The organism is Arthrobacter sp. 179 (assembly GCF_052379645.1).
GTDB lineage: Bacteria > Actinomycetota > Actinomycetes > Actinomycetales > Micrococcaceae > Arthrobacter_H.
This window is the reverse complement of the sequence record NZ_JBQSYU010000040.1, coordinates 1-12009: the sequence shown is the minus strand read 5'-3', so window position 1 is coordinate 12009 and position 12009 is coordinate 1. Positions and strand designations below refer to the sequence as shown.

The following is a 12009-nucleotide window of genomic DNA, read 5'->3' as shown; positions in this document are numbered from 1 at the left end:
AAAAAAGCCCCCGGAAGAACCACCCTTCTGAGTCGAGCGTTGGAAGCACGGCTGCCTGCCAGGGAGTCAGCGAATATATCCCTTTAAACAATGAGGCTCCCACCGCTAAAAGCGGTGGGAGCCTCATCGTGGTGTTCTGTTGAAGGCTTCCTGGGAAGCCATCAACAGGATCCGGTGCTCTAACTAGATGTTGAAGCCGAGCGCACGCATCTGGTCGCGTCCATCGTCGGTGATCTTCTCAGGTCCCCACGGTGGCATCCAGACCCATGTCAGTCGGTGCTCGTCAACGACACTGCTCATCGCCTGGCCAACCTGCTCCTCGATGATGTCGGTGAGCGGGCAGGCCGCCGAAGTCAGCGTCATGTCAATGAGCAGCGCACCGTCATCGGCATACTGCAGGCCGTAGAGCAAGCCCAAGTCAACGATATTCACCCCGAGTTCAGGGTCGATAACGTCCTTCAATGCTTCCTCGACGTCCTCCAGCGGAGTGTGGGTCGAGCCACTTGCTTCGTCGGTGGTGCTCATGACTACGCCCCGACGGGGAGGAAGCGGTCGTAGCCCTCTTCCTCGAGACGGTCGGCAAGGTCCGGACCGCCCTGTTCGGCGATACGGCCATCAACGAACACGTGGACGAAGTCCGGCTTGATGTAGCGCAGGATCCGCGTGTAGTGGGTGATGAGCATGGTGCCCATCTCGCTGCCCTCCGCGGCGCGGTTCACGCCATCGGCAACGACCTTCAGCGCATCGACGTCGAGGCCGGAGTCGGTCTCGTCGAGGACGGCGAACTTGGGCTTGAAGAGCTCGAGCTGCAGGATCTCGACTCGCTTCTTCTCACCACCGGAGAAGCCTTCGTTGACGTTACGGCTGGCGAACTCCGGATCGATCTTCAAGTTGGCCATAGCCGCCTTGACGTCCTTGGTCCAGTGACGCAGGCTCGGGGCTTCGCCCTCGATGGCGGTCTTGGCCGTCCGGAGGAAGTTCGTCATGCTCACGCCGGGTACCTCGACCGGGTACTGCATGGCCAGGAAGAGGCCGGCGCGAGCACGCTTGTCGACGCTCATGGCCAACACGTCGTCGCCGTCGAGCGTGATGGTGCCCGAGGTGACGTTGTAGCGCGGGTGGCCCGCGATCGTGGAGGCCAGGGTTGACTTGCCCGAACCGTTCGGGCCCATGATGGCGTGCGTTTCACCGGTCTTGATGGTGAGGCTCACGCCCTTGAGGATTTCCTTGCTGCCCTGCTCCGTATCGATCGATACGTGCAGGTCCTTGATTTCCAGGGTAGACATTGGTGTCCGTTCTCTGACATGCCGGACTGGCCGGCGAGGTTCACTGGGGGGGGAAAAAGGCCAAAGGCCTAGTTATCGGTCGCGGCGAGTTCTGCCTCAACCGTTTCGTTCAAGCGTTCCTGCAACTCCTCGACGCCGATCTGCTGAATGACCTCGTTGAGGAAGCCGCGCACGACGAGACGGCGAGCCGTCTTTTCGTCGATTCCGCGGGACTGGAGGTAGAACAGGTGCTCGTCGTCGAAACGACCGGTGGTGCTGGCGTGTCCGGCACCGGCGATGTTGCCGGTCTCGATCTCCAGGTTCGGGACCGAATCAGCCCGGGAACCATCGGTGAGGACCAGGTTGCGGTTGGCCTCATAGGAGTCCGTGCCTTCTGCCGCCGCGCGGATGAGCACGTCGCCCACCCACACAGTGTGTGCGTCCTTGCCCTGCAGCGCCCCCTTGTAGAGGACGTTGGAAGTGCAGTGGGGCGTGGAGTGATCGACGAACAAACGGTGTTCCAGATGCTGGCCCGGATCGGCGAAGTACAGTCCAAACATCTCCACCTTGGCACCGGTGCCAGCGAATCGCGCCGACGGCGTCAGGCGCACAAGATCACCGCCGAAGGTGACAACGATGTGCTTGATCTTCGCATTCTCGCCCACCTTGGCCTGCTGCGAACCTGCGTGGATGGCATCGTCTTCCCAAGCCTGCACGCTGACAACGGTCAACTCTGCGCCTTCTTGGACATCGAACTCGATGTTCTCAATCAGGACGGCGCTGCCTACGTGGTCGATGACGACGAGACCGCGGGAGTTTGGCTCCGCGACGACGACCAGGTGCTGGGCCGACGCTTCCATACCCGCACCGGTATAGGTGAGGGTGGCTTTCACGTCCTCGGCGTTGGCGCCGATGGTCAGCACGGAGGCCTCTGCGGCTGCGTTCCACCCGTTGGCGGAGACGCGGTCCTCGGGAATGCCGGCGGAACCGACGCGAGCGTCGTCCATGCCCACGGTTTCCAAGGTCGCGCCATCGCTGAGCTCGGTGGCCAGCGTCGGAGCGGCACCGGTGGGAGCCTTCTTATGGAGTCCACCCAGGCGCTTGAGCGGTGTGAAGCGCCAGTCTTCCTCGCGACCCGTCAGCGCCTTGAAGTCCTCCAGCTTGTAGCTGGTTAGACGGCCGGCTCGGGAAGAGTCGGGCACTCCCGCTCCACCGCCGTGGCTGTGCGCCTTGCTGGCATCACCGCCCAGCGGCGAGCTGTCCTCATTCAGTGGGGAGAGATTCTCGCCCTCTTCGGTGAATCCAGCGATGGCGGGCACGCCGTAGCGTGATTCCTTGCCAGTGGTTTCTGTTGCGGTATCAGTCATGATTAACCGACGCCTCCTTCCATCTGCAGTTCAATGAGGCGGTTCAGTTCGAGCGCGTATTCCATTGGAAGCTCCCGGGAGATCGGCTCGACGAAACCGCGTACGATCATCGCCATTGCCTCATCCTCGGCCATGCCGCGGGACATGAGGTAGAACAGCTGCTCCTCGGAAACACGCGAGACGGTTGCCTCGTGGCCCATGGTGACGTCGTCTTCGCGGACGTCAATGTACGGGTACGTGTCCGAACGGGAGATCTGGTCGACCAACAGCGCGTCGCACTCCACCGAGTTACGCGATCCCTTGGCGCCTTCGCGCACCTGGACCAACCCTCGGTAGGCCGAACGGCCGCCGTTGCGCGCCACCGACTTCGCCACGATCGTCGAGGACGTGTTCGGTGCGATGTGCACCATCTTCGAACCAGTGTCCTGGTGCTGTCCTTCGCCGGCGAAGGCGATGGAAAGGGTCTCGCCCTTGGCATGCTCGCCGACCAGGTAGACGGCCGGGTACTTCATGGTGACCTTGGAGCCGATGTTGCCATCGATCCACTCCATGGTGGCGCCCTCTTCGCAGATCGCGCGCTTGGTGACCAGGTTGTACACGTTGTTCGACCAGTTCTGGATCGTCGTGTAACGGACGCGGGCGCCCTTCTTCACGATGATCTCCACGACCGCCGAGTGCAGCGAATCCGAATCGTAGATCGGTGCCGTGCAGCCTTCGATGTAGTGGACGTAGGAATCCTCGTCCGCAATGATCAGCGTGCGTTCGAACTGACCCATGTTTTCCGTGTTGATGCGGAAGTAGGCCTGCAGCGGGATATCAACGTGTACACCCTTGGGCACGTACACGAAGGAACCGCCCGACCAGACCGCGGTGTTCAGCGAACCGAACTTGTTGTCGCCCACGGGGATGACTGAGCCGAAGTGCTCCTTGAAGACATCCTCGTGTTCCTTCAGCGCCGTATCGGTGTCCAGGAAGATGACACCCTGCTTTTCCAGATCCTCACGGAGCTGGTGGTAGACGACCTCGGACTCGTACTGTGCGGCGACACCCGAGACGAGGCGGTTCTTCTCCGCTTCCGGGATGCCGAGCTTGTCGTACGTGTTGCGGATGTCTTCCGGGAGGTCCTCCCAGCTCGTGGCCTGCTTCTCGGTGGAGCGCACGAAGTACTTGATGTTATCGAAGTCGATGCCCGAGAGGTCTGCACCCCAGGTAGGCATCGGCTTGCGACCGAAGTACTTCAAGCCCTTCAGACGCATGTTCAGCATCCATTCGGGCTCGCTCTTCTTTTGCGAGATGTCGCGAACGACTTCCTCGTTCAGGCCACGGCGCGCGTTTGCGCCGGCGTCGTTCTTATCCGACCAGCCATACTCGTAGTTCCCGATCCCCTCGAGCTCCGGATTCTTTTCCAGAATCTCGGAGAGCACACCGGGGTCGGCGGTCTCCTGTGCCATCTGATCCGTCATCTCGGCCTTTCCTGCTTTGTCAGTTTGACTCGTGTTCTCTTCTCAGCTTGCTGAGGAGTCTGGTTGCGACCCAGCGGAATGTGGGTCGTACAAACGTGTCCACCCGAGGCTAACGTCGACAGTCGGCGGACGTCGACACCCAAAAGGCGGGCAAAAACTTTGGTTTCTTCATCACAGAACACCGGGAACTCCCGGGCCAGATCCTGAATGGGGCAATGTCCCTGGCACAGCTGGATGCTCTGCAGCATCGCCGCCGGTTGGTTGAATCCCACGGCGCGCGTCGACGCAACGAACCCGTCGCCGCTGAGTGCCCCGGAAAGCGCTTCGGCCCGGTCCTCCAGGGAGTCGCCGGCCGCTTCGACGATGGGACGGTATCGCCGCTCCATTTCCGCGAAGCGGCGTTGCGCGAAGGCGGTGACCGCTTCCTCGCCGGCCACGTCGGCCAGATCGGTCAAGGCCGAGGTCGCGATGTCGAGGTAGTCGTTGCCACGCGTCGACTGGCCATGGCGGCTGAGCACATAACGTCGGGCGGGACGCCCTGCCCCGGCCGGCTGGTTGGCGACGAGTTTGACCTCGACCAAGCCATCACGACTCAAGGCATCCAAGTGGCGGCGGACCGCAGCCGGGGTGAAGCCGAGGCTTTCCCCGAGTTCCGCAGCGCTGACCGGCCCCTGGTGCAGGACGGCCTGCAACACGCGGTCGCGAGTCCGTTCCTCGGGTTCGGGCGCCACCGGGTTAGCGGCCGACGTAGCGGTCGCTTCCTGAGAGGGCAGCTGAGATGAATACACAACACAATCATGACCTAATGCGGTCGAGTGCGCCAGTAAGGTGTGACTTAGTTCCCGCAGAGCGCAAATACCGGCGCTCCGGACCCTCTGCCCGCGCCCTTCTCTACGTAACGTAGAATGCTCGGGTGACAACTACAGAACCCAGTCTCGTCGTCGAGTCCCTCCGTAAGGACTTCGGCCCGGTTGCCGCACTCGATGGCCGTATGGTCCGGGTCCTCAACGGTATCTCACTGACAGCACATCGTGGCGCGGTGACGACGTTGCTCGGATCCAATGGCGCCGGCAAATCCACCACGCTCGCCTGCGCCCAGGGACTGCTCCTTCCCGACGGCGGCACCGTCCGCCTGCTGGGTACCGATCCGGCCTCCGGAGGAAGCGCACTGCGCTCCCGGGTGGGCGTCATGCTCCAGGACGGCGGCCTACCCCCTTCGGTCAAGCCCATGACCCTCCTGCGCCACGTCGCCCGGATGTATGACCGCCCGGTCGACGTCGATGCCCTGGCCAAACGCCTTGGCATCGACTCCTTCGCGCACACCACCATCCGGCGCCTCTCAGGCGGGCAACGCCAGCGCGTCGCCTTGGCAGCCTCCCTCGTCGGAAATCCCGAAGTCGTGTTCATGGACGAACCCAGTGCAGGCCTGGACCCGCAATCACGCCAAACAGTCTTCGAACTGATCGAAGAGCTGCGCGAACGGGGCTTGTGCATCGTCCTGACGACGCATCTGATGGAAGACGCCCAGCGCCTGTCCGACTACGTCTACATCATCGACAACGGCCGCAACGTCGCCCAAGGCACCGTCGCGGATCTGACAGCCGAGGCCACTTCGGCGACGGAGAGCCGTACCCTCCATTTCACGGCCGACCCCGGCCTGCCGATCCCCCGGCTACACGACGCCGGATCACTCATCGAGGAGGCGGCGGGCCGCTACCGCGTCGAGGGGCTCCACTCCCCCGCCGGGTTGACGGAAATCACCTCCTGGTGGTCTGAACAGGGAGTCCTGCCGACCTCGATCAGCATGGAACCGAAGAACCTTGAAGACGTCTTCCTGGATATCGCCCAAGGAGGCACCCGTGGCTGACCCGACGCCCTCGCCCCTGCCCGAAGCCCCGACCACCGGTGCCCGCCGGTCCAATGCCGCCAGTCTGACCACGCGCGTCGTCCGCCACGGTGGCTACGAAACCCGCGCCATGCTCGGCAATGGCGAACAGCTGGTCCTGGCGGTCGCCCTGCCCCTGCTGGCACTGTTCGGGTTGACGTTCACCAGCATCCTCGATGGCGTTGCCGAACACCGCATCGATGCCGCCGCCCCCGGCGTGCTGGCGTTGTGCGTCATGTCCACCGCCTTCACCGGCCAGGGCATCTCCACCGGGTTCGACCGGAGATACGGTGTCCTGCGCTTCCTGGCCACGACCCCCTTGGGACGAGCCGGGTTGATCTTCGGCAAGGCCCTGGCCGTGTTGGCCGTACTGGTGGTCCAGGTCGTCCTGATTGGTGGGGTGGCGCTGTTCCTGGGGTGGCGCCCGGAACCGGCAGGCATTCCCCTGGGCGTCCTGCTGTTGATACTCGGTGCCGCTGCCTTCACCTCACTGGGCCTGCTGATTGCCGGTACCGTTCGGCCTGAAGCAACCTTGGCGATCACGAACCTGGCGTGGATCCTCCTGGCAGCAGGAGGCGGGATCCTCATTCCGGGCAGCCGCCTTCCCGGGATGCTGTCCGACATTGTTGCCGTGTTGCCCTCGTCGGCGCTCGGCGATGCACTGCGTGAGACCCTCATCAGTGGGACCATGAACATGGGGGCCATCCTGATCCTGCTCGCCTGGACGATTGCCGCAGGATTCGCCGCCACCCGCTGGTTCAAATGGAATTGACGCGCGCACAGCCAGTCGCCCCGCGTCCCGAATGGAGAAAGACAACATGACAACCCCCGTCGCCAACCACTGGACCGACCGGCTACCGCCGGCGTTGGGGCGCGGCACCCGCGCGGTTCAGACCACCTACTCCCGTGGATACAACCATCTCCCGCTATCCATCGGCCGAGGCATCCACCGGTTGGCGATCGCCTCCCTGATCACCCAATCAATCCTGATCGTCTCCGGCGGCGCCGTCCGACTGACCGCTTCCGGACTCGGCTGTTCGCAGTGGCCCAACTGCATGCCGGGGACGATGACCCCGACCCCCGAAATGGGAATCCATGGGTTGATCGAATTCGGCAACCGACTGCTGACGTTCGTCCTGGCCGCCGTGGCGATTGCCATGATCGTCTCCATCTGGCGCATACGACGCACCCACCGCACCGTGTTCTGGCTCTCCATCGCCCTGCTGTGCTTCATCCCGATCCAAGCCGTCATCGGCGGGATCACCGTATTGACGGATTTGAACCCCTGGGTCGTCAGCTTCCACTTCCTGGCGTCGATCGCCTTGGTGGCCGTGGCAACACTGCTGGTCAACCGCACCGGGAGGGAATCGCGCGGTGAAGAACTGGTGGCCCCCGGCCCCCTCACCGGAACGATGCGCTCACTGGGCTGGACCATCGCCATCACCTCGGCCCTGGCCCTGATCCTGGGAACCGTGGTCACCGGCTCGGGCCCCCACGCGGGGGATCCCTCCTCACCCCGGCACGGCTTCAACTTGTACCTCGTGACCCGCATCCATGTGGTCCCCGTGTACCTCCTGGTCATCGCAACCCTGCTGGGCCTGTATCTGGTCTACCGCACCCATGCGGCGCGGGCCCTGAAGCGCGGCTACCTCTTCCTGGTCGTTGCCGTACTGGCCCAGGGCGCCATCGGATACACCCAGTTCTTCCTCGGACTGCCCATCGCGGTCGTCCTGCTGCACATGGTAGGCACCGCATTCCTGACGGCGGCCGCCACCAATGTATGGGACCGTTCCACCGGCGTCGTTCCGCTATAGCAACGCCCCGCCGACTGCCCTGCTCCTTTCCCGCGGTGAAGCAACGGGACCTTCTGGTTTCCAGCCCTGGTCAGGTGCAGGATCACGCCCCGAGTTCCCGGGCTTGCAGCCGGCCGCTCCTCCCGGTGCTCCATGAGAGTGCGGATATTGCCCCGGTGTCGTTTTTCGAAGACGACTACAAGGAAGCCCGGAGTCTTCTGCACAACGATTCCGTGTCTGTTTGGGCAACGGCTTGCGGGACGGCTGGCTAGGAATGTTGAAAGAAGGCAACACAGATGAGTGAATTGCGACGACGGCTAGTCTGAGTGCATGGAATTTCGAGCCGTTCTATTCGATCTGGACAACACTCTGTTCGACCATCTGACATCAGCACGTGGTGGCTTGGATACATTCGTTCGGAGTTTTGGCGTCGAGCTGACACCTGATCTTTCGAATTCGTGGTTTGAGATTGAACAGGCCAACTACGATCTTTTCCTATCAGGTGAGCTCAGTTTTCATGCACAGCGCCGCGAACGACTCCGCCAGTTCCTTCCCCTGATAGGGCATCCGGGTCCGGTTGGCGCCACTGAGCTTGACGAAGTGTTCGCCATTTACCTGCGAAGTTATGAGGAAGCATGGACTGCGTTTCCAGACGCCGTGCCGACCCTGGAGCTGCTAAGAAGTTCCGGTACCACGGTCGGCGTCATCACCAACGGCAACCACGAGCAACAAGCGAAGAAGATCAAAAGGATCGGCATCGAACCCCTCCTCGATCTATTCTTCAGTTCTGAACAAATGGGCCATGCTAAACCCACAAGTTCAGCATTCATCTTGCCGTGCGAGAAGATGGGGATTTCCCCAAGCCAGGTACTTTACGTCGGTGACAACTTCCGTGTGGATATCGAAGGGGCACGAGCCGCAGGCCTTCAAGCCATACACCTTGACCGGGAGGATGCCGGTCAGCCGATGACTCTGCGTAGCCTGACGGATCTCGTCCCGTTGCTAAAGATCGAAGCGACTGCTCCGTAACCGGAACGGTGACCGGTCAGGGATCCCGTTCTGGGCTCAACTCACCCTGACACGTAGAGCCCCCGCCGATACCTCAGCAGCGAGAATGGACGAGGAAGAGGAGGCCAGCATGGCGTATGGGTCGGCGCGCGACTTGCCGAAGTTCAAAGAGATGGAGTTGCAACTGGCAGGACTGCGGCGGTTCAAGTTCCTCATCTCTAAGGAACAGCGTCACCTGCTGACAGACGTCTCAGCCCAACTGGACCGCATCACGAGCACTGTTGACGCCTTCTACGTACTCCTCGGTCCTCGACATTGGGTCTTCCATGACGACCTGCCGGTCGATGACCTGGCCGGCCTTGTGGCCAATCACCAGGACGATCCGGAGCGTGCGGAGCAAGCCTTCATCGCTTGGTACCAGGACAAGGATCGCCTGTCTCATCTGGTGCGACGACTCAATGTGCACCCTGATTTACGCGCACGCATGCATCTGCTGAGGTCGGCGCTGGAGGATTACCAAGCTCAGCGCTACTACGCCGTAGTCCACGTCTTGCTCAGCGTCATGGATGGCTTCGTGAACGACCTCAATCCGGCCTGCCGCAAAGGTCTGCATGCCCGCGAGCCGCAGGAGATGGACGCCTGGGACAGCGTTGTGGGCCACCACTTGGGACTCAGTGCAGCGCATGCGACCTTCGCCAAGTCCAGCAAGGGACGCAACGACGAGCCAGTCTATGAGTTGTACCGCAACGGCATCGTGCACGGGATGCTGACCAACTACAACAGCAGCGTCGTCGCGACCAAAGCCTGGAATCGACTCTTCGCCGTGGCGGACTGGGCGCGCTCCTTGGAGGCCCAAGAGCAAGAGACAGCGAAGCCGCCCGACCCGACGTGGAAAGACCTCGCAACTCAACTTGCTGCCAACACCGAGACGAAAGCTGCACTGGCGGAGTTCGTGCCCATTGCCCTGACCTCAGATGATCACGCATCACTCGCCGCTCACCCGGTCTATGTGGCGTCTACTAGATACCTCGACGCCTGGAAGCGGAAGAACTACGGACACATGGCCCAGGTGATCACGACTCTGGGCCAGACAGTCGGCCCTGGAGACGTGCGGTTGGACTATCAAGGGCACTCGCTGGATGACTACTCCCTCAAGTCGCTGGTGCACAGCGCCGCCGCGATCTGCACCGTTCGCCTTCACGTCGTCGTCAACGGCACGCCCGGCTCTCCAGAGATGAGGTGGGTGCGTGAGGGGAGCGATGGGCGTGCGGCTGCGCCGAATGAAGACGGCGAGTGGCGCCTGATGTGGTGGGGCGCCGCGCATATGACGCGGGATGCTGAGTAGGGAAGCGAATTAGTCGCGAGAGGGAACCCCAAATGGGCATCCCGGAGTGACGTGACCGGCAGCTCTCAGCTATTGGTTGTTGTCCGCCAACTTCTCCAGCCCGACCACTCGGCCGCCTCAATGACGCAGAACCGGTTTCCCTCGGGGTCTTGCATGATGACGTAATCTTCATCGTCGGGGCATCGACCCCAATCCACCTTGGTGGCACCGAGAACAGTAAGTCGGTGAACTTCGGCCGCCTGGTCCTCCGCGTACAAGTCCAGATGAATGCGAGGTGGCAATATCCGCTCAGAGCGGTGCGCGTCGAGGGAGACATTCGGACCTATTCCATCGGTGGGGAATAACAGTGCGAAGTCATCATCAATCGGCTCTCGCACAGTGTAATTGAGAGCATCAGACCAAAATTGAATCTGCTCTTGCAGGTCGCTCACACGAATGACAATGGACCCAACAACAAGCATTCCATAACCGTAGGTCGAGTGGAGTGACGCCGCAAGCGGAACCCTCGTCGGGACGCCAGCTTGCGAGCGTGGCCGGCCGGGATCTCTCGGCTGATCCACCGCCGGACGCTACCTACTGACGGCAGCCGAGACCTGATGGTCCTTCCGGAATCAGACTAAAGTCGCCACATGGACAACTTTGAAGTCGCGATTGACCACGAGCTGTTCCGCATCAGCGAAAGGTACCAACCAAGCGGGAGCCTCAGCTATGACTTTGCTTGGCTGAATGGTCCAGCTGGGGGAACTTACGGCTTTACTGTCGGCATAACGGGCACCGATTCCAACGACGTTTCGCGAATGTCCTCCGAAGAGCTCGTCGAGGAAGCTCGCCTTTTCGTAGAAGCCTTCTATGGCGCTGGCGGTATCGGAGCAGAAGATTTCCCTGATCACGTGCCAGCAAAGAACCGTGGAGGAAAAGGCTGACAGCGAGTCCCTCAGCGGGAACCCCATGGGAGGCAACTGTTCTCGTGTTGAATAAGGCCTATCGTTGTTGAATGGCAATGAAAGACGAGTTCGGGTATCCGCTCAAAATCGATGCTATTGACCGCTACATGCCCCCGGTTGAGCTCCCTCCTTCGACCACACCTGAGGAACACGCTCGCCATGCAGATGCCTATTCTGCCTACCAAGAACGCTTCCTTCGGGCGTCCAAGGAACGCCGCAACAACAAGGAGTGAATTCGACTCTGCGAATCCTCGCCTCCTGCGCCTCAATAGCCGAGGGCTCAACGGGACGGTATTCGCGGCTTGACAGCCGAATAGACACTCTGCGGCACAACGAAGGCTGCATAGAATGCCATTATCCGCCCTACAGCTTGTGGTTTTGCTCCTCTAAACTCCGGACGAAACCGCCCAATGCAGCCAATCATCGGGCTATCTACCAGATGAACGTGAACTCGGCGGATTGGACAATTGCGCTCTAATCTCTCGACCAACTGCAACAGGGAATGGCCACGCGAGTGGCAACTTCTGAGAGTCTGGGCGTATGACCGCGACAATTCCTGAGTTCACTGACAGCTACTCCGACGACATGATCTTCTTGCAGACGGTTCGCCGATCTCTACTGCGACACCCTCTCGAATATCACTATCCGAAGATCTTGGATGCCACCCTCGCTCGCCTGCATGCTGTGATGTTGGTCGGGAATGTCGAGAACGCAATCAACCAGGAACATGAGCGCACGGGCGATTCGAAACTGAAGGATTATCTCAAACCCAATGGTCAAAATAACAAAAAGAAGGTGGAATCGCTGCGATCGTATTTGGAAGGACGGATCGGCGGAGCAGTGGACACGGAAATACTCGAGGACTATCTCGCCATCAAGAACTTTCGCAACGGCATAATCCACTCAGATCGAAGGACGGGTGAGAAGGCTGAACATGTG

At 61.2% G+C, this 12009-nt stretch carries 14 protein-coding genes; 8 read left to right on the top strand and 6 right to left on the bottom strand.

What is annotated here, in order from left to right; all coding sequences use genetic code 11:
- Nucleotides 1-183: 183 nt before the first annotated feature.
- The 5 genes from ACT3UE_RS15350 to ACT3UE_RS15330 all read right to left on the bottom strand — a co-directional run bounded on the left by ACT3UE_RS15350 (nt 184) and on the right by ACT3UE_RS15330 (nt 4826).
- A complete protein-coding gene (locus tag ACT3UE_RS15350; RefSeq protein WP_444555625.1) occupies nt 184-525 on the bottom strand; it encodes a metal-sulfur cluster assembly factor in 342 nt (113 codons plus the stop codon).
- Nucleotides 526-527: 2 nt separating this feature from the next.
- Entirely contained in the window at nt 528-1286 is a 759-nt protein-coding gene (sufC, locus tag ACT3UE_RS15345) for a Fe-S cluster assembly ATPase SufC (RefSeq protein WP_444555624.1), read from the bottom strand.
- A gap of 68 nt (nt 1287-1354) precedes the next feature.
- On the bottom strand, nt 1355-2632 hold the full coding sequence (sufD, locus tag ACT3UE_RS15340) for a Fe-S cluster assembly protein SufD (protein ID WP_444555623.1): 1278 nt from the start codon (nt 2630-2632) through the stop codon (nt 1355-1357).
- A gap of 2 nt (nt 2633-2634) precedes the next feature.
- Entirely contained in the window at nt 2635-4095 is a 1461-nt protein-coding gene (sufB, locus tag ACT3UE_RS15335; RefSeq protein WP_444555622.1) for a Fe-S cluster assembly protein SufB, read from the bottom strand.
- Nucleotides 4092-4826: a helix-turn-helix transcriptional regulator gene (locus ACT3UE_RS15330; RefSeq protein ID WP_444555621.1), complete on the bottom strand. Its 735-nt coding sequence runs from the start codon at nt 4824-4826 to the stop codon at nt 4092-4094. The genes sufB and ACT3UE_RS15330 overlap by 4 nt, the downstream gene beginning before the upstream one ends.
- Nucleotides 4827-5008: 182 nt before the next feature.
- Here ACT3UE_RS15330 and ACT3UE_RS15325 point away from each other — a divergent pair, with 182 nt between their 5' ends.
- From ACT3UE_RS15325 to ACT3UE_RS15305, 5 genes are all read left to right on the top strand, one after another.
- Nucleotides 5009-5962 carry an ABC transporter ATP-binding protein gene (locus tag ACT3UE_RS15325; protein WP_444555620.1) on the top strand — a complete coding sequence of 318 codons (954 nt, stop codon included), beginning with the start codon at nt 5009-5011 and terminating at the stop codon, nt 5960-5962.
- Entirely contained in the window at nt 5955-6752 is a 798-nt protein-coding gene (locus ACT3UE_RS15320) for an ABC transporter permease (protein WP_444555619.1), read from the top strand. Before ACT3UE_RS15325 ends, ACT3UE_RS15320 begins: the two co-directional genes overlap by 8 nt.
- Nucleotides 6753-6798: 46 nt before the next feature.
- Nucleotides 6799-7794 (top strand): COX15/CtaA family protein, encoded by a 996-nt coding sequence (locus tag ACT3UE_RS15315; protein WP_444555618.1) that lies wholly within the window; start codon nt 6799-6801, stop codon nt 7792-7794.
- A 309-nt stretch (nt 7795-8103) separates the two neighbouring features.
- A complete protein-coding gene (locus ACT3UE_RS15310; protein ID WP_444555617.1) occupies nt 8104-8802 on the top strand; it encodes an HAD family hydrolase in 699 nt (232 codons plus the stop codon).
- 85 nt (nt 8803-8887) lie between these two features.
- Nucleotides 8888-10126, top strand: a complete 1239-nt coding sequence (locus ACT3UE_RS15305; protein ID WP_444555616.1) for a hypothetical protein — start codon at nt 8888-8890, stop codon at nt 10124-10126.
- A 65-nt stretch (nt 10127-10191) separates the two neighbouring features.
- On the opposite strand, the gene ACT3UE_RS15300 is transcribed toward ACT3UE_RS15305, so the two are convergent.
- Nucleotides 10192-10587, bottom strand: a complete 396-nt coding sequence (locus ACT3UE_RS15300) for a VOC family protein (RefSeq protein ID WP_444555615.1) — start codon at nt 10585-10587, stop codon at nt 10192-10194.
- Between the two features lie 168 nt (nt 10588-10755).
- Between ACT3UE_RS15300 and ACT3UE_RS15295 the strand changes: the two genes are divergently transcribed.
- The 3 genes from ACT3UE_RS15295 to ACT3UE_RS15285 form a co-directional block, all read left to right on the top strand.
- A complete protein-coding gene (locus tag ACT3UE_RS15295; protein WP_444555614.1) occupies nt 10756-11049 on the top strand; it encodes a hypothetical protein in 294 nt (97 codons plus the stop codon).
- Nucleotides 11050-11120: 71 nt separating this feature from the next.
- Nucleotides 11121-11303 carry a hypothetical protein gene (locus ACT3UE_RS15290; RefSeq protein WP_444555613.1) on the top strand — a complete coding sequence of 61 codons (183 nt, stop codon included), beginning with the start codon at nt 11121-11123 and terminating at the stop codon, nt 11301-11303.
- Between the two features lie 307 nt (nt 11304-11610).
- Nucleotides 11611-12009 (top strand): hypothetical protein (locus tag ACT3UE_RS15285; RefSeq protein WP_444567004.1); only part of this gene is annotated, 399 nt, incomplete at its 3' end.